The organism is Picosynechococcus sp. PCC 11901 (assembly GCF_005577135.1).
GTDB lineage: Bacteria > Cyanobacteriota > Cyanobacteriia > Cyanobacteriales > MRBY01 > MRBY01.
This window is the reverse complement of record NZ_CP040360.1, coordinates 1,143,074-1,159,906: the sequence shown is the minus strand read 5'-3', so window position 1 is coordinate 1,159,906 and position 16,833 is coordinate 1,143,074. Positions and strand designations below refer to the sequence as shown.

Genomic DNA, 16,833 nt, shown 5'->3' with positions numbered 1-16,833 from the left:
CACAAATTAAATCTATATTAGATGATTGTGTCTTTATATCCTGCTCGGATCAGGTGACACAGTAAAAATGCGATCGCCAGCTTTAACTTTGTGAAGCAAACAGACTTAAGCGCGATTGCTACCTGTACGGCAACCCTATAGAAAAATTACTATTTTTATGAGCTACGCAATTATTGAAACCGGCGGTAAGCAGGTTCGTGTTGAGCCCGGTCGTTTCTACGATATCGAAAGACTCGATGTGGACATCGATGGCAACCACACCATTGATAAAGTGCTTTTGATCAGCGATGACAATGGCGTCACCGTCGGTCAACCCTACATCGACGGCGCAACCGTTGAAGGGACTGTTGTTGATCAGCGCCGGGCTAAGAAAGTGCTGGTTTACAAAATGCTGCCCAAAAAGAAAACCCGTAAAAAGCGCGGTCACCGTCAATATTTCACCCGCTTCATGATCGATAGCATCAAAGTTGGTGGCAATGTTGTTGCGGCCAAAGCAGACGCCTAAACCCCTCAACAGTCGGCAATAGTTCACTGTTACAATAAATCCCTAGATTTCTAGCAACTGGAGAATCCCAATGGCACATAAGAAAGGTACTGGTAGTACGAGAAACGGCCGCGACTCCCGCGCCCAAAGACTCGGTGTAAAACGCTATGGTGGCCAAACCGTGACCACTGGCAGCATCCTCGTCCGTCAACGGGGCACCAAAGTTCACCCCGGCAATAATGTTGGTCGTGGTGGCGATGACACCTTGTTTGCCCTTGTCGATGGCATCGTTAAGTTCGAGCACTACAAGCGTGGCCGCCGTAAGGTCAGTGTTTACCCCGCAGATGCTTCTGCCTAAGTTTTTTTAGCAAAGGTTTCTGAGGAATTGGGGAACAAAACCCAAACCCCACCGTTTATAGGACAGCAAGCAAAAACCTCGTGATTCATCCGTGAAATGTAGCGTGGGCGGCTTGAGCCGCCGTTAGCTTTCAGTTAACAAACCGATAAGTTTGTGATACTTTGAAAGTTAAAGAGGAGCGAAAAACCTCTATAAAAACGTTTGCTTCCTAACGGAAGTCCCAGTAAAACTGAAACAATTTAATTTTTAAACTGTAGGGTGGGGCGCACCCAAACAGTATAATCAACGCTTTTGGAGAGAATACCCTCTGGGGTGGAAAGGAAGTGAACTCCTGGAAACTATAAGGTATCTCGACGAATTAAGAATCCAACACGCTTCTAGCCGTTGGAGCGTCAAACTGGGAAAGCTCAATGATTGGGCTTTCTTTTTTATTGTCATTCATTGCCCCAATTAGTCGTTATTTTTTTAAAGATTTGGAGATCGTCAAAATGAGTTTACGTGGTGCTATCCCACTGGATCAGGTGCGTTTCAATGAGCAGGGATTGGTGCCGGCGATCGCCCAAGATTATCTTGATGGCACCGTGCTGATGTTGGCCTGGATGAACCAAGCATCCCTAGAAAAAACCATGGACACGGGAGAAGCTTGGTATTGGAGTCGTTCTCGCCAAGAGCTATGGCACAAAGGGGCCACCTCCGGACACATTCAAAAGGTACAATCCCTCCGCTACGATTGCGATAGTGATGCGATTTTAATGTCCATTGAGCAGATTGGTGATATTGCTTGCCACACGGGGGAACGGAGCTGTTTCCACCAACTAGATCACAGTAAATCTGCCCCCCCAGCGGATACCCTCTCAGAAGTTTTTAACGTCATCCGCGATCGCCGGGACAATCCCCAAGCGGGTTCCTATACCAATAGCCTCTTTGAAGCAGGGGATAATAAAATCCTCAAAAAAATTGGTGAAGAAGCCGCCGAAGTGGTGATGGCCTGCAAAGACGATGACAAAGACGACATCGCCGGGGAAGTGGCCGATCTGTTTTATCACTCCCTCGTGGCGATCGCCCACCATGGCGTAGAACTGCGGGATGTTTATAAAAAGCTCCAAGATAGACGCCGGAAATAAAATACCGCTAGACTAACTATTAGGAGAGTTAGCGCGGCAGTTGCAGGGTTAACCTTGAGTTCAGCTCTGAGGAAAGTCCGGGCTCCCCAAAGACCAAACTTGCTGGGTAACGCCCAGTGCGCGTGAGCGTGAGGATAGTGCCACAGAAACATACCGCCGAAGATCAGCATTAGGCTCGCCTAAGCTATCTGGTAAGGGTGCAAAGGTGCGGTAAGAGCGCACCAGCAGTATCGTGAGGTGCTGGCTCGGTAAACCCCGGTTGGGAGCAAGGACGGCGGGATGATGGTTGGTCTTTTTCCGATCCCATAATTTGGAGTGCCGCTGGAGGTGGCTGGTAACAGTCATCCTAGATAGATAACTGCCCTTTTGCGCTGCAAGAGAACAGAACCCGGCTTATGTCTAACTCTCCTGAGCTTTTTTAAAATTAACTCCACTACGATGCCGCCATAGAAGAAGATACATTCGCGGCGATCGCCACCGGTAGTTTCCGAAACAGATAGCCTGTGCCCCGTTCTGTAATGATAAATTCTGGCTGGCGTGGATCCTGCTCAATCTTCGAGCGCAGGCGTGATACATGGACGTCCACCACCCGCAAATCACTGTGGCGGCGGGGCACATAACCCCAGATCGCCGTTAAAATATCCGTGCGGCTTAGGGGTTGTCCCGCTTGGTTCACGAGCAATTCCAGCAAATTAAATTCAATGTGGGTTAACCGCAGGGGCTTATTATTTTGGGTCACCTTGCGGCGATTCGTATCAATCACCAAGTTAGCCGTCCGTAAAATGCCCGCTTCTTCCGTGGGGGGCAGCGTTTTTTGGGTGCGCCGCAAAATACACTGGATCCGCACCTCCAACTCTTTGGGCGAAAACGGTTTGATCAAATAATCATCGGCCCCAAAGCGCAATCCCGTAATCCGGTCGGCCACATCCCCAAGGGCCGTCAACATAATGATCGGTGTACTAGATTCGCGGCGAATTTCTTGGCAGACGTAATACCCATCGCGCTTGGGCATCATCACATCCAGGATGACTAAATCGGGATCTTCACGCCAAAAAATGTCGAGGGCTTCATCACCATCGGCAGCAGTGATAATGTCGTAGCCAATCATGGATAAACGAGTTTGTAAGATACGACGTACGGCGATTTCGTCATCGACTACGAGGATGGTTGCCTTGTTGTCTACCACGATGGACGGGACTCCTTGTTGCAACGGTGGGATTTCTTAGAAATGATTCTTTACATTTCGTTACAAGAAGTATAGCAAGATCCTTTTTGTCGTGCCAAGCCAAGATAGGGCAAAATACAAAGGCTCATTGTCATTGGTGACGGAAAAAAGGGGGCCATTTGAATCAGCAACGGACAGGATCAGCCTTTAGCGGGTGGGGCTTTATTAACTTGCAAAAACCGGCTGGCTGGACTTCCCATGATTGTGTCGGGAAACTGCGGCGGCTCCTGGGCCTCAAAAAGATTGGCCATGGTGGCACCCTCGATCCGATGGCCACGGGGGTTTTGCCCGTTGCGGTGGGTAAGGCAACGCGTCTTTTGCAATATTTGCCGAAACAAAAAAGTTATCAAGGGATTGTCCGCTTTGGGGTCAAGACAACCACAGACGACCTAGAAGGGGAAGTAATCACCCAAAAAGCCTGTAACGCCCTAACTTTGGCGGAGATTCAACGGGTTTTACCAGACTTTTTCGGTACTATCACCCAAATTCCCCCAGCCTTTAGCGCGATCCAGCGGGATGGTAAACGCTTATATGAGTTGGCTCGCCAAGGCATTGCGGTGGATGTACCTAGTCGTCAGGTGGAAATTTACGACTTGCAAATTAAGGCGTGGCAACCGGGGGATTTCCCGGAACTAACCCTAGAGATTTGCTGTGGAGAAGGAACTTACATCCGGGCGATCGCCAGGGATCTCGGTGAACGGTTGGGGGTCGGGGCCACCTTAGCGGGTTTAACGCGGACTCGCAGTGGCGGTTTTGACCTAGAGGAGAGTATTAGCCTAGAAGACATTGCCGCCCAGCGGGAAACGGGAGTATTTGCTTGCCTCGAGCCGGATCAAGCTTTGGCCCATTTGCCAGCTGTCGTTCTGAATGAAGCCCAAGTAACCCAGTGGAGTTATGGGCAAAAAATTAGTTGGGATGTGGCCTTGGCTGATCCCCTGGGGGAACCTCTGGCTGTCTATGACCAGGCCCATAACTGTCTCGGTGTGGGTGAGTTTCGTCCCAGTAAAGATAATCCGCATGAACGGGTTTTGGCGGGGCGAGTAGTCTTAATCGGTCGCTAGGCGATCGCCTGTGATTTCTTTTCCCAAAAACGATTTCCAGAAACGAAAAAAACCTCCGGATCATCCAGAGGTCTTTCGAGGGTGATGATTAGATTTTTTTCGTATCGGAACGGCGGGATTTGAACCCACGACCCCCACTACCCCAAAGTGGTGCGCTACCAAGCTGCGCTACGTCCCGTTTTGTCAACAGTATTACATTCTAGGGGATGTTTTGGGAAATGACAAGACTTTTGTCCCGAAAAAAGGCGATCGCCTAAAGTTGCTATGATCACAGTGACCCTCACCATCGTCGCCAATTGGTCTTGTGCGTGCTATGCAAAAAAACTGGCAAGTGGGATCGCTGTTTGGGATTCCGTTATATCTAGATCGCTCTTGGTTTGTAATTTTAGTTCTCATCACGGCGGTGGATGCCAATGACGTCCTCGGACAGGGGTTTGTGCAATCTCCCCTAGTGGCTGTGGGGCTGGGTTTTGCCATGGCTTTACTGTTGTTTGGCTCCGTATTACTCCACGAATTGGGCCATAGCCTCGTGGCTAAATCCCAGGGAATCAGCGTCAAATCAATCACCCTCTTTCTCTTTGGGGGGGTAGCCTCCATCGACCGCGAGTCCCAAACCCCCTTAGCGGCCTTTGCGGTGGCGATCGCCGGGCCATTGGTAAGTTTTACGTTATTTGGTTTGTTTTGGGTACTGTGGCAATATGCGCCCCTCGGCGGCGCGGGTACTTTTTTGGTGCGGGATCTGGCTCGGTTAAATTTGGTCTTGGCGTTGTTTAACCTAATTCCGGGGCTGCCTTTGGATGGAGGGCAAATGTTTAAGGCCATCGTCTGGCAATGGACGGGCGATCGCCTCAAGGGAATTCGTTATGCCGCTGCCAGTGGAAAATTATTAGGCACAGTGGCGATCGCCTTTGGGCTATTGGCGGTGTTGTTGGTTGGTGAATTTGGGGGATTATGGTTGGCGCTGATTGGCTGGTTTGTGTTGCGCAATGCCGATGCCTACGAACGCTTGAGCGATCTCCAAAATCTTCTTTTGACCCTGACCGCCGAAACAGCCATGGGCCGCGAATTTCGGGTGGTCAATGCCCATTTGTCTCTACGGGAGTTTGCTGAACAGTACCTTGTGCTGTCGCCCCATCCCACTCGCCCCACCTATGCTAGTTCCGAAGGTCGCTACCGGGGCCTAATTCGACCCAAGAGTCTTCACCGCCTTGAGCGTAGCCAGTGGGATCAGTTGGAACTCATGGCGATCGCCATCCCCCTAGACAAAATTCCTTCCGTCACTGAACAGGACAACCTCGCCACGGTGATCTGTGCCCTCGAAACCCTCGAAGAACCCTTTATCACCGTGCTTTCTCCGGCGGGTGCTGTGGCGGGGATCATCGACCGCGCGCAAATCGTCCAGGCGATCGCCAAGGAATACAACATCAACCTGCCTGCCCAGGAACTCCAACGGATTCGCAGTGAGCGGGTCTATCCCAATGGTTTTCCCCTCGTGGAAATCGCCCAACAACTGCAACCCTCTGAAAGTTGAAAGATCAACGCAATGGCCATGAACCCAACGGCATGCACGGATTTTGTCTAGCATAGGGGATGTTGTTCTAAAAATTCTTCTAAGATGCTGAGCCGTTTTTTGATCCTTTGCCTTGCTCTCTGCCTCTGGGCTGTATCGCCACTGCCAAGTTTTGCTGCTTCCCCCTTTGCCGGCGAACGACCAACGGATTTAGGCGTCGAAGCTGGACACCTCGCGCCCTGTCCTAGTACGCCTAATTGTGTGGTGAGCCAGGGCGGTGACGGGGAGCATCAAATTGCGCCGATTACCTACGCCGGCGATCGCCAACAAGCCTACCAAGCCGTTGTTCAGGTTCTCGGAGTTGTCCCCCGCACAGAAATCATCACCCAAACAGAAAACTATCTCCGGGCCGAATCTCGCAGTCGTTTATTTGGCTTTGTGGATGATGTGGAATTTTACTTCCCCGAAACAGAACCAGTGATTCAAATGCGCTCAGCCTCCCGCCTTGGGGAATCAGACCTGGGCGTTAACCGTCGCCGCCTCGAACAAATTCGCCTCGCCCTCCAGGATTTAGGCATTGCCCAAAATTCTTAATGTGAGCACGAAAAAAGTGGGCCGCCATCGTGACCCACTTGCTTGCTTAGACGATTTTTTCAGTTGCCATCGACTAGGCGATCGCCGTTAAAAATCTACAGCTTGACTGAAACAGGTTTAGCACACCAGATTTCTTTGACATATTCATCGATGGTGCGGTCAGAAGAAAATCTGCCTACCCGCGCCGCATTTAGGATCGACATCTGTGTCCACCGTTCCGTCTCTGTATAGGCATTAGCCACATCCTGTTGACGTTCAACGTAGGATTCATAATCCGCCAACAACACATATTGATCGTTGTACAACAGAGAATCCACAATCGGTTTAAACATCTCCGTGTCCCCATGGGAGAAATCACCACGGGCAATCCGGTCAATGACGCCTTTGAGTTCCGCATTATTGTTGTAATAATGCAGCGGGTCATAGCCGCTGGCCTTGAGATGGGAAACTTCTTCCGCCGTGAGACCAAAGAGGAAGAAATTATCGGCCCCCACTTCCTCACGAATTTCGATATTTGCTCCGTCCAGCGTCCCAATGGTCAGAGCGCCATTCATCGCAAACTTCATGTTGCCAGTCCCAGAGGCTTCTTTTCCAGCAGTAGAAATTTGTTCCGAGAGGTCTGCTGCCGGATAAATCTTCTGGCCGAGGGAAACATTAAAGTTCTCCATAAAGACCACCTTGAGGCGATTGTGGGTATCGGGATCATTATTGACCACCTCTGCCACAGCATTCACCAATTTAATGATCAATTTCGCCATGAAATAGCCCGGTGCAGCCTTACCACCAAAGATCATCGTCCGGGGCACCATATTGATCGCCGGATTATGCTTAATGCGGTTGTAGAGGGTGATGATAAACAACACATCCAGCAGTTGACGCTTATATTCGTGGATGCGCTTCACTTGGATATCGAAAATCGAATCCGGATTAATTTCGATACCGTTGTGATGCTCAATGTAGCTGGCCAGCTTGACTTTATTTTGATGCTTGATTTCGCGCCACTGACGACGGAACTCTGGATCATCTACAAATTCTTCGATGCGTTGCACCTGTTCCAGGTTTTTGATCCAACCAGTACCGATCTTGCTAGAGATCAGATTTGCAAGTTTGGGATTGCACTGGCGAATCCAACGCCGGGGGGTGACGCCATTGGTCTTGTTGTAGAATTTCTCCGGCCAGATGCGGGCAAATCCCTTCAGGGTATCGGATTTCAACAATTCCGTGTGGAGGGCGGCGACCCCGTTAATCGCATGGCTACCGACGCAGGCCAAGTTCGCCATTCGGATCGATTTTTGGGGATATTCTTCGATAATGGACAGCTCTTGAATGAGAGCATCGAGGTCATCGTGGTCGGCGTACCAGGTTTTAAGATTTTCGATGAAGCGGAAATTAATTTCGTAAATGATCTCTAGGTGACGGGGCAGGAGCTGCTCGAACATCTCCACAGGCCAACGCTCGAGGGCTTCGGGCATCAGGGTGTGGTTGGTATAGGCGAGGGTTTTTTGGGTGATATACCAAGCGCGATCCCAGGGGAGACTATGTTCATCGATAAAGAGACGCATCAACTCAGCAACGGCGATCGCCGGGTGGGTATCGTTGAGTTGAACGGTGTAGAAATCAAAGAAATTATCCAGATTGGGCTGTTTCTTCAGGTGCGCCCGGATCATATCCTGCAAGGAAGCGGACACAAAGAAAAATTGCTGTTCTAGGCGCAGTTGACGTCCCTGGGGGGTGTTGTCGTTGGGATAGAGCACCTTAGAAATATTTTCCGAAGAAATTTGGTTGGCGACCGCTCCGTCATAATCCCCGGCATTAAAGGCTTCAAAGTTAAAGCCTTCATCTTCCGCTGCCATCGCACTCCAAAGACGGAGAACATTAACGGTGTTATTGCTATAGCCCGGGACTGGGGTATCGTAGGGCACTGCTTTAACGCGGCGGGCTGGTACCCAGACAGCACAAGGGTAACCCTTATCGCAGTGGTAAATCTCAGTGTGGCCCCCAAAGGGAATTTCCAGGGCCTCAGCTTGGCGACAAATTTCCCAAGGATTACCGTTACGGAGCCATTTATCGGGCACTTCCACTTGCCAACCGTTGCGGATGTATTGGTGGAAAATGCCAAATTCATAGCGAATCCCGTAACCAATGGCTGGAATTTCGAGACAGGCCAGGGAATCTAAAAAGCAAGCGGCGAGACGACCCAGGCCGCCATTCCCTAAACCAGGATCAACTTCTTCTTCGAGAATATCTTCGAGTTTAATGTTGCTTTCGGCGAGCATTTCGGCGACGGTTTCGTAGATTCCGAGGCTGATGAGGTTGTTGCCCAGGTACCGTCCCATCAAAAATTCTGCGGAAAGGTAGCAAACCGTTTTTGCACCCGTGTTGAGGTAAGTTTGCTCGGTTTGTTTCCACCGTTCTAAAAGGCGATCGCGGACAACATTTGCGAGCGCAACGTAATAATCGCGTTGTTGGGCCGCATCTTTATCACTTCCGGCGGAATAGAAAAGGTGATCGAAAAATGCACGGCGGAGACTTTCTTTGTCCATCCCCGTGCGATCGCCACTCCCCCCAAGGGAAGGGAGGCCATGGGAATTAGTCGCAGAGGTAGAAGGTTGTGTTTGCACAGTAAGTTATCACTCCTAACAAAATAAACGAGGGTCGCGGGTTTGTAGCATTGCAGTGGTAGGGACGTTCCCGTAGTCTGACAACGCGCATGATTCAGTCAATGATTTTAGTTAATGGTCAATGGTGAAAATTTCTGTACTGCTACGGCCCACCGTTGTACTGCTATTTTGCAGTCTGTCCTCATAATCATGCAAAAGAATCGTTAATAGAACATGACATTATCAGGACTTATGAATTTCTTTAGCGAAAGATGTCGAAATGTTCTGGAGAACGGATGTTGTAAAGCGTCCTTTGCTTTTAGTCAACGGCCCACCAACCGAAGCCAGGGCCAATAATTCGCACGGTAAGCCACAGTACAACCATGAGACCAATGCCAATCCAGGCACCTTTGGTGGTCAGATTATAAGCTTGTTCTGCTTGGGTTTTGGTGAGGGGTAACCAGGGGTAAATGCGCTGTTCTTTACCATAGTTTTCCCCCATGGATTTCTTGCGGCGCTTTGCTTCTCCCATTGTTTTTTTGTCCTAACTGTTTGAATGGCTTGCATTGTGGGTACTGCGATCGCCATCATATCAAAGTGGCCCTCGGCGATCGCCCTTATGGCAACCAATTTAAAGCAACTTAATCAATTAAGGCCTTCAGCAGCACTTCCGGGAGAGACATGGCCGTCATTTCATCGATGGTGATGGTATCGACAATATCAAACTTCGCCCCAGCTTGACCTAGTTGATCATCGAGGGCTTTGAGATAGGCCTTAGCCTTACGATCTTGGCCCACTTGAATCAGCGAGATCCCGATTTCTTCATCCCGCTCAATTTTATTGGCGGCATCGATAATCACCCGCATCACGGCTTTACTGTCGTCCGGCTCCCCATCGGTAATCACCAAAAATGTTTCACCGTTGGGTTTGGCTTCCCCTCGTTCTTTCCGTTGGAAATAGTTATCGAGGGCATCTTGCAAAACTGCCGCCAAGTCCGTCCGTCCCATGGGCTCATTTTCAGCGTAAACTTGGGTCACTTTATCGGCAGTGACATTGTCGTAACGCCGGAATCGCCCGGAAAACAAGTAGACCGTAATGCCATCGGGGTCAATTTTTTCGCAGGTTTGGGCAAGGGCAAGGGTAGAGTCTTGGGCTGCATCCCAGCGGGTTTTGTCAGAGGTGGGCAGATCGCAGGTGTACATACTGCCACTTTTATCGATGATGAGGGTATAGTCGCGATTTTCGACTAAAGAAATTTCTGCAAGATCTACCATGGGCCTTCTCCGTCACAGGTGGGGTTTTGGGGTTCCCCCTGCTTTAGCCTAGCGAATTTCTCCAGAAAAAACGGGCTCAGTAACAATAGTTTTTGGACATTTCACAACAAATAAAGTTTGGGTGACATCCTCCCGACACTGAATTCAAGATTACAGCGTTAAACGACAATTTAAGATGCGCCTAACTGGGTGGCGATCGCCTTAATTTTTTCCATTGGCGCATCGGTTTTTAGCGCTTGGGGATTAATGTGGGTGCGACTGGCTTGGAAACCTTCTGCCTGGAGACTGTTCAGTAGCGAATCTAATTTTGGCAGATCGATTTTGGCCCGGGCACCAATCTCTTTTAACGGGAAAAAATAGGGGGGTAAATCATTTTCTAAGGCCATCGTTTCTAGAACCTTAACCACATCCTGCCAGTGCCAGCGTTGGGCGATCGCTAACATTTGCCGTAAATAATCCGGGTGGTGCAGCTTGCCTAACCACATCGGGCCACTGAGGGTTAAGGGCAAATCGTCATGGGCACAGGTCGCCTGGGAGAGTTTACGCCATGTCGGTAGGCCATAGGTGCCGCAGTGGTGACAATAGCCGAGAAAGCCGTAGTTTGTCTCCGTGAGGGTAGGTTTACGGGTCAAACGGGCCATAATCCGGCAAGTATCTCCCCAAAACAACGAAAAAATTGGCTCAATGCCGAAATTGCGCTGGGCTGCCTGTTGCGCGAGGCTCCCTAGCAAGAGCCGTAGGCCCTGTTCCTGGACGGCGGGATGCGATCGTCCATAGGCCCCATATTGTCGCAAGGCTCGTTGCGGTTCCCGACCACTGTAGGTTCGACCATCGGTGCTAGTCAGGTACATCAATCCGCCCAGGGTCGTGACGGTGAGGGCATCCTGGACGAAGGCTGACCCAGAGCCAAAGGCATCAAAATCAACCAGATCATAGCGATCGCCCATTAAAGACCGTTCCAAACAAAGCTGCCGCAGGGAAAGCACACTAATGCACCGTTGGGCCGCGGGAATTCGCCGCAAATTCGTGGTCAATGTCTCCAGGAGATCTGGGTTTCCTTCATTGGCCCAGACCCAATCGGCTTGGGCTTCTTGGTAGTATCGGAGCGATCGCACCCCCGTCGCTGATAGGCCATCTAGAACCCGCAATTGCCCTTGATTTTGCCGATAGACTGCCGCCGCTAATACCCCTAAATCTCGCACAATGCGGCTGTGGGCCCGGTAGAATCCCCCATCTACCTGAAATTGTATCGACCGCTCTTCAACCAGTTGCACCACAACGCCACCTACTCAGGGATGGTGATGTCAACAGGTTTAATCGTCTCAAACAGACTGCTTAGGGGAGGATCCATGGCGGCATTGCCCACCACCAACACCGTTAGTTGTTCCGGTTTGAGGTAGGTTTGGGCCACCCGTTGCACATCTTCAATGGTGGTTGCTTCCACTTCCCGTTGGTACTGGAAAATAAAATCTTCCGGGTAGCCATAGTACTCGTAGCGCATGAGGCGAGACAGGGTTTGACCTGGATCTTCAAAATTAAAGACAAAGGAATTCAGAATCGAATCCTTGGCATAGGCGAGTTCGGCGGGGGTAATCAGTTCCGTTTGTAGTCGCTTGATTTCCCCTTTCATGGCCGTGATAAAGGGCACCGTCGCCTCGGTACGGGTCGATCCCCCGGCGATAAATTGACCATCGTAGTCATAACGGGGACTCCACACGCCATATACAGAATAGGCGAGGCCCTGGCGGGAGCGAATTTCGTTAAAAAGCCGCCCCCCAAAGCCATTAATCACACCATTCATCACAGAGAGTTCTGGATAATCAGGGTTACTCAATTGTCCCCCCTGGTGGCCGATCAAAATGCTGCTTTGGGTCAGTTGGGATTGATCAACGAGGAAAGCGCCACTTTGGGCGGGTTGGGTGACAGCGGGTGGAGCAAGGTCAGGACTGGGACTGGGGTTACGCCAGGGGCCGAATTTAGCGGCAATTTTTGCTTTGGTGGCTTCTACGTCGATGTCACCGACAATGCCGAGGATCATTTGGTCAGGGCGGATATAGCTGCGGTAGAAGTTAAATAAATCGACCCGGTCAATGTTATCGAGGGTGGCATATTCGACGGTGCGGGCGTAGGGACTATCGGCACCGTAAATCAGTTTGTCAAATTCCCGGGCGGCGATCGCATCGGGTTCATCGTTACGGCGGGCAATACCTCCGGCGGTTTGTCGTTTCGCGAGATCGAGTTTGTCCTGGGGGAAAGCAGGTTGCTGGAGCACTTCGGCAAATAGATCAAAGACGAGTGCAAAATCTTCCTTGAGGGCACTAAAAGAAGCACTGCCAGAAGCTTCCCCAATGCTGGTCTCAATGCTGGCGGCCCGTTGTTCAAGGATGTTATTTAAGGTGTCAGCGGGATGTTTGAGGGTGCCCCCACTGCGCATCACAGTGCCCGTAATACTGCCGAGGCCCACTTTGTCGGCGGGTTCCAGGCGTGAGCCAGTGCGAATCACCATGGAGCCCCCCACCAAGGGCAGGGTGTGATCTTCCATGAGATAGACCACCATCCCGTTTTCTAGTTCGTAGCGTTCGTAATCGGGGAGGGTGATTTCGGGTAGGGGAGGAAATTCTAACTCACTGTAATCTTTGGGGGTAAGGGCGATCGCCGGACTGGGGAGCAGTTGTACCGTCACTAAACCGACAAAAAACAAAGTCCAACCGCGTCGGTATAATTTCGAGACTAGGAGACGCATCTTCTTGAGTTGGGGATTTTTCATCGATTTTGTGAGATTGAAGGGCTTCTATGGATTTTAGCAGGGCTGTCCTGGGGATGGGCAGCTAACTCAACTCGGCAACTTTTTGGTTTTCAATGAGGGTGACATTGCGCAGTAGATCCTCGACGGTGACCCGCAAGGTGCGATCGCCATCGACGAGGAATTGCAACTTAATGCGGTCGGTGCCGGGATAGCCCACGGGATCCAGTTTGGCAATGGTGCGCGCCCCATCCCGGTCATTGAGGGGTTTAACGTTGGTTTGGTTGGCTCCTAGTTGTTGGGTCACGAGGCGATCGCCATCGAAATAAACCTCCGTGCCGCTGCTTTGCTCCCCCAGTTCGCCAACGATTAGTTCAATGCTGGGCTGTTGATCCATCGATGCCCCTAGGGTGATTTCCAGCGGTTCCGTCATCGGGTAGAGCTGGCCTTGGTTAATAATCGGTTGCCAATCGTGGCGGTTATGGCGGCGATTCCAGTAGCGGATGCCGTAGCTGTGGTAGAGAAAATCTTTGAGTTCAAACCCCTGGGCCAACTGCAACGCCCCCCAGGCGATCGCCCCAAAAGGATTATCCCGTTTAATTTTTTCCGGGGGGAAATAACCCTCTAACCAGCTTTGCACTAGGGGAATTTGGCTCGTGCCTCCAACTAGGAGCACCGCTTCGATGTCCTCTTTGCCGACGCCGTTACGGCGGGCCTGTTGCAAGACCTGGGCCAGCAAATCATCGAGTTGGGCAAGGAAGCCTTGATTTTCTAAAATCTCCTCAAAGGCCGACCGAGCCAGGCTTAACTCATAGCTTTCAAAGGTTTGGTCGTTGTAATAAATCTCCGTTGCCTTCGTCTTTTGGGACAAGGCAATTTTCAGGCGTTCAACTAAGCGTAAACTCAGGGCATCCTGGGGCAAATTTTGTTGGGTCTGGAAATGTTCAAAAAGCCAATTATCTAAATCGGAACCACCGAGATTTTTACCTGCTTTCGCCAGCACTTTTGCGGTTTTGATCTTTTGGGTTTTGCTATCGGCGAAGGATTTACGCCCCCACTTCAAAATAAAGCCCGTCGGTTTACTTTGGCCCTGGGCCAGGTTGAGATCCACAAGGGAAAAGTCTACGGTTCCTCCCCCAAAATCCACCACGAGAACTCTTTTTAAATCTTCAGCCAAGGCTCCATAGCCCAAGGCGGCGGCGGTGGGTTCGTCCAAAAGCTGAATTTTTTCGAGTTCTGGCAACTGCTCACAAAGCCGACTCAGCCAACTCCGGTAGGCTTCAAAACTATCGACTGGCACGGTTAAAACGAGGCTATCAAGGGTTTCTCCCTGGGCCTTGAGTTGGGCAAAAATACCGTTGAGGAAATATTCCCCCATTTTTTCAAAGGTGATTTTTTCGCCATCTAGTTCCGGTAAAAAACCTTGGATTGCGGTGCCAATGCCCCGTTTAAAGTTGCAGAAATAGCGGGGATCGGGGGCGCGATCTAAACCGCGATCGCCAATGGCTTGACCGATAACGACTTTTTGGTCGGCGGCATTTTCGATGTACAAAAGGCTGGGGATCAGCGGTGGATTCGGGGAAATGCGTTGGGAAAGACCCTGGAGTGGGAGAATTTCTGGGGCTCCTTTGGCGGCATTCCACCGGGTCACTAGGGTATTGCTCGTCCCAAAATCCACTGCGATCGCCATAATGATTTCGTGATTTTCTTGAAAGCTAAACTGGACAATTTTTGTATTGTATCGAGTTCGACGGTTTCCGGTCGTCCTGACCCCGTCATTCCCGAAAACACCAGACACCCAGTAGACTAAAACAGCAGCGGTGGCATTGGGGAAGAAAAACTTTGGCCAAACAACGATTAGACCTCCTGTTGGTGGAGCGTAAACTGTGCGAGTCTCGGCAACAGGCCCAACGGGTAATCCGGGCCGGAGAAGTCAAAGTAAAACAGCAGATTGTGGATAAACCAGGCACTTTGGTTCCTGCGGATGTGGACATTGAAGTCCAGGCGAAACCGCCCTTTGTGTCCCGGGGAGGCGAAAAACTAGCCAAGGCGATCGCCCACTTTCAAATCACAGTCAAAGATCGCATTTGTCTAGATGGCGGGATTTCTACCGGTGGCTTTACCGACTGCCTCTTACAAGCCGATGCCCAACAGGTTTATGGCATTGATGTGGGTTACGGCCAAGTCGCCTGGAAGATCCGCCAAGATCCACGGCTGATCCTCCGGGAGCGCACCAATTTTCGCCATCTGACCCCAGGTGATCTCTACTCAGAAGGTACAAAAAGACCAACCCTAGGGGTGATGGATTTATCTTTTATTTCCCTGACGAAGGTTTTGCCTACCCTCTGGAGTCTTCTGGATGAGCCGAAGGAAGTGATCCTGTTGGTTAAACCCCAATTTGAAGTGGGACGCGCCCAGGTAGGAAAAAATGGCGTTGTCCGCGATCCCCAGGCCCAGGCCCAAGCAATCTTTGCGGTACTAGAAGCCGCCCAAAAACTCGGTTGGCACCCCCAAGGGCTGACCTATTCGCCGATCACTGGCCCCGCCGGAAATGTGGAATATCTGCTGTGGTTAGGTACAAATACTCCCCAAATTGACCTTGATTTAGAAGCCCTAAAACAGCTCACCAAAACGGCGATCGCCGCCCTCAGCAAGCCAGCGAATCCGGACGGATCGACGGCGGCCAATATTACCGAATAAATTTAAGATTACGCATTAGAATTGCGCGAAGGTTTCCCGGGACGGATCTGGGTTAGAGGACTTTTTCAAGCGTTGTTCCTTGCTTGCCGCTTCCCCTTCACTGAGTTGTTTCCCTTGGATGCGCACAAGAATTTTTGGCCCAGAGGTTGCCAAACGGAAAATCAGACCATCCTTAGCCACACATTGCTCGACCCGTTGATCCTCTATATAAGTACCGTTGGTGCCGAGATTAACAATTGACCACTCTTCCCCCTCCAATCGCAGTTCAACATGGTGGCGAGAAACAACTGCACTGTAGAGAACCACATCATTATCGGTTGAACGGCCAATACTGATCGTAGTTTCGGTCTCAAAAGACCAATTTTGCATCGGAGTAGCTTGGATGGGATGAAGTAAGGTCAGAATAATCACGGATTAACAAGGGTTTGCGGATGGGGCACGGCACTAGAAAAAACGAAAATTTTAGAGATGCGGCTCGTGAAATAAAGACTTTTGACCCTATTTTACCCTTAAGGGTAGTCGAACTTACCGATTAGATTATCTTTCCTCGTCCAAGATGATCTTAGAAAATTTGATGTCCGTAACACTGATGAGATCAAGAAAATCAAAGAAGAAACACCACACTTGATCCTTGACATTAAAAAACCCCCTACGGTTGTATGGAGCACTGCTGCTATCCGTCGCTGTAGAGGGCTTGATTGTGGTGATGACGTTTGATGAGGGAACGATTAGCTATGACTGACAGGGTTTTCTGCAATATTCAGCACTTGGGAAGTCAGCCTAAAATTTGTGCGCGTACAGTACCTCCGCGTCGCAGATGTAAGTGATCCCTGAATAGTCATCGAAAAACTGGGCGGCAACCTCATCCGAAATCTTTAAAGCCATCTCTCGACTAGCGGTCAGTACCTCAATTTTTACATTCGAGGAAGTGTCAGAGACGTTGGGCTGTCCCGATGAGCGCACGTTGCGGCTCCCTTTACCGCCGGCGGGCACCACCGTGTAACCGGTTGCTCCAACACCATCGATAATTTTGGCGATTTTTTTGAGTAATAATTTTTCCGTAACGATGACGAGCTTAATGGCTTGCTGAGTCATGGGGGGTTCCTCTTGACGCGTGATGTATGGCGAGTCGAAAAAAATTGTCGCTTTTCTATTAAAAA

The 16,833-nt window shown here is 50.4% G+C and carries 16 protein-coding genes, 1 tRNA gene and 1 other RNA gene; 8 read left to right on the top strand and 10 right to left on the bottom strand.

The genetic code is table 11. The annotated features are described in order from the left end of the window. Positions 1 to 157 precede the first annotated feature (157 nt). The 4 genes from rplU (at position 158) to rnpB (ending at position 2,377) form a co-directional block, all read left to right on the top strand. A complete protein-coding gene (gene rplU / locus FEK30_RS06525) occupies positions 158 to 505 on the top strand; it encodes a 50S ribosomal protein L21 (protein WP_030007101.1) in 348 nt (115 codons plus the stop codon). A gap of 70 nt (positions 506 to 575) precedes the next feature. After that, on the top strand, positions 576 to 842 hold the full coding sequence (gene rpmA, locus FEK30_RS06520; RefSeq protein ID WP_012306120.1) for a 50S ribosomal protein L27: 267 nt from the start codon (positions 576 to 578) through the stop codon (positions 840 to 842). A gap of 488 nt (positions 843 to 1,330) precedes the next feature. Next, positions 1,331 to 1,966, top strand: a complete 636-nt coding sequence (gene hisIE / locus FEK30_RS06515) for a bifunctional phosphoribosyl-AMP cyclohydrolase/phosphoribosyl-ATP diphosphatase HisIE (protein WP_065711609.1) — start codon at positions 1,331 to 1,333, stop codon at positions 1,964 to 1,966. Positions 1,967 to 1,990: 24 nt separating this feature from the next. Next, positions 1,991 to 2,377: RNase P RNA component class A (gene rnpB, locus FEK30_RS06510), an RNA gene on the top strand. A 22-nt stretch (positions 2,378 to 2,399) separates the two neighbouring features. On the opposite strand, the gene rpaB is transcribed toward rnpB, so the two are convergent. Continuing rightward, positions 2,400 to 3,152, bottom strand: coding sequence for a response regulator transcription factor RpaB (gene rpaB, locus FEK30_RS06505; protein ID WP_030007099.1), 753 nt, complete (start codon positions 3,150 to 3,152; stop codon positions 2,400 to 2,402). A gap of 209 nt (positions 3,153 to 3,361) precedes the next feature. Here rpaB and truB point away from each other — a divergent pair, with 209 nt between their 5' ends. Then, positions 3,362 to 4,252, top strand: a complete 891-nt coding sequence (gene truB / locus FEK30_RS06500) for a tRNA pseudouridine(55) synthase TruB (RefSeq protein WP_255447980.1) — start codon at positions 3,362 to 3,364, stop codon at positions 4,250 to 4,252. Between the two features lie 104 nt (positions 4,253 to 4,356). Here truB and FEK30_RS06495 read toward each other — a convergent pair. Continuing rightward, positions 4,357 to 4,430 (bottom strand) — tRNA-Pro (locus FEK30_RS06495). 135 nt (positions 4,431 to 4,565) lie between these two features. Between FEK30_RS06495 and FEK30_RS06490 the strand changes: the two genes are divergently transcribed. Both FEK30_RS06490 and FEK30_RS06485 read left to right on the top strand, forming a co-directional pair. Next, positions 4,566 to 5,783, top strand: coding sequence for a site-2 protease family protein (locus tag FEK30_RS06490; protein ID WP_030007097.1), 1,218 nt, complete (start codon positions 4,566 to 4,568; stop codon positions 5,781 to 5,783). A gap of 84 nt (positions 5,784 to 5,867) precedes the next feature. Then, positions 5,868 to 6,356 carry a DUF1499 domain-containing protein gene (locus tag FEK30_RS06485; protein ID WP_099237711.1) on the top strand — a complete coding sequence of 163 codons (489 nt, stop codon included), beginning with the start codon at positions 5,868 to 5,870 and terminating at the stop codon, positions 6,354 to 6,356. Between the two features lie 95 nt (positions 6,357 to 6,451). Here FEK30_RS06485 and FEK30_RS06480 read toward each other — a convergent pair whose 3' ends face one another. The 6 genes from FEK30_RS06480 to FEK30_RS06455 form a co-directional block, all read right to left on the bottom strand. Further along, positions 6,452 to 8,977: a glycogen/starch/alpha-glucan phosphorylase gene (locus tag FEK30_RS06480; protein WP_138072456.1), complete on the bottom strand. Its 2,526-nt coding sequence runs from the start codon at positions 8,975 to 8,977 to the stop codon at positions 6,452 to 6,454. Positions 8,978 to 9,275: 298 nt separating this feature from the next. Then, positions 9,276 to 9,488 (bottom strand): DUF2839 domain-containing protein, encoded by a 213-nt coding sequence (locus FEK30_RS06475; RefSeq protein WP_012306112.1) that lies wholly within the window; start codon positions 9,486 to 9,488, stop codon positions 9,276 to 9,278. A 109-nt stretch (positions 9,489 to 9,597) separates the two neighbouring features. Beyond that, positions 9,598 to 10,230, bottom strand: a complete 633-nt coding sequence (locus tag FEK30_RS06470; protein WP_012306111.1) for a vWA domain-containing protein — start codon at positions 10,228 to 10,230, stop codon at positions 9,598 to 9,600. A 170-nt stretch (positions 10,231 to 10,400) separates the two neighbouring features. Further along, a complete protein-coding gene (locus FEK30_RS06465) occupies positions 10,401 to 11,507 on the bottom strand; it encodes a class I SAM-dependent methyltransferase (RefSeq protein ID WP_138072454.1) in 1,107 nt (368 codons plus the stop codon). A gap of 8 nt (positions 11,508 to 11,515) precedes the next feature. Beyond that, positions 11,516 to 12,973 carry a M16 family metallopeptidase gene (locus tag FEK30_RS06460; protein WP_138073760.1) on the bottom strand — a complete coding sequence of 486 codons (1,458 nt, stop codon included), beginning with the start codon at positions 12,971 to 12,973 and terminating at the stop codon, positions 11,516 to 11,518. 85 nt (positions 12,974 to 13,058) lie between these two features. Then, positions 13,059 to 14,663 carry an Hsp70 family protein gene (locus FEK30_RS06455; RefSeq protein ID WP_138072452.1) on the bottom strand — a complete coding sequence of 535 codons (1,605 nt, stop codon included), beginning with the start codon at positions 14,661 to 14,663 and terminating at the stop codon, positions 13,059 to 13,061. 152 nt (positions 14,664 to 14,815) lie between these two features. Between FEK30_RS06455 and FEK30_RS06450 the strand changes: the two genes are divergently transcribed. Further along, on the top strand, positions 14,816 to 15,673 hold the full coding sequence (locus FEK30_RS06450; RefSeq protein ID WP_138072450.1) for a TlyA family RNA methyltransferase: 858 nt from the start codon (positions 14,816 to 14,818) through the stop codon (positions 15,671 to 15,673). A 15-nt stretch (positions 15,674 to 15,688) separates the two neighbouring features. On the opposite strand, the gene FEK30_RS06445 is transcribed toward FEK30_RS06450, so the two are convergent. Then, complete coding sequence (locus FEK30_RS06445; protein WP_012306106.1) at positions 15,689 to 16,084, bottom strand: FHA domain-containing protein; 396 nt, start codon at positions 16,082 to 16,084, stop codon at positions 15,689 to 15,691. A gap of 369 nt (positions 16,085 to 16,453) precedes the next feature. Next, on the bottom strand, positions 16,454 to 16,768 hold the full coding sequence (locus FEK30_RS06440) for a P-II family nitrogen regulator (RefSeq protein WP_012306104.1): 315 nt from the start codon (positions 16,766 to 16,768) through the stop codon (positions 16,454 to 16,456). Between the last annotated feature and the right edge of the window lie 65 nt (positions 16,769 to 16,833).

Excerpts from the sequence above, each read along its gene's own strand:
- FEK30_RS06475 (WP_012306112.1), bottom strand. The coding sequence starts at position 9,488 with ATGGGAGAAGCAAAGCGCCGCAAGAAATCCATGGGGGAAAACTATGGT.
- FEK30_RS06470 (WP_012306111.1), bottom strand. The coding sequence starts at position 10,230 with ATGGTAGATCTTGCAGAAATTTCTTTAGTCGAAAATCGCGACTATACC.
- FEK30_RS06490 (WP_030007097.1), top strand. The coding sequence starts at position 4,566 with ATGCAAAAAAACTGGCAAGTGGGATCGCTGTTTGGGATTCCGTTATAT.
- FEK30_RS06460 (WP_138073760.1), bottom strand. The coding sequence starts at position 12,973 with ATGCGTCTCCTAGTCTCGAAATTATACCGACGCGGTTGGACTTTGTTT.
- FEK30_RS06440 (WP_012306104.1), bottom strand. The coding sequence starts at position 16,768 with ATGACTCAGCAAGCCATTAAGCTCGTCATCGTTACGGAAAAATTATTA.
- rplU (WP_030007101.1), top strand. The coding sequence starts at position 158 with ATGAGCTACGCAATTATTGAAACCGGCGGTAAGCAGGTTCGTGTTGAG.
- FEK30_RS06455 (WP_138072452.1), bottom strand. The coding sequence starts at position 14,663 with ATGGCGATCGCAGTGGATTTTGGGACGAGCAATACCCTAGTGACCCGG.
- hisIE (WP_065711609.1), top strand. The coding sequence starts at position 1,331 with ATGAGTTTACGTGGTGCTATCCCACTGGATCAGGTGCGTTTCAATGAG.
- FEK30_RS06485 (WP_099237711.1), top strand. The coding sequence starts at position 5,868 with ATGCTGAGCCGTTTTTTGATCCTTTGCCTTGCTCTCTGCCTCTGGGCT.
- rpmA (WP_012306120.1), top strand. The coding sequence starts at position 576 with ATGGCACATAAGAAAGGTACTGGTAGTACGAGAAACGGCCGCGACTCC.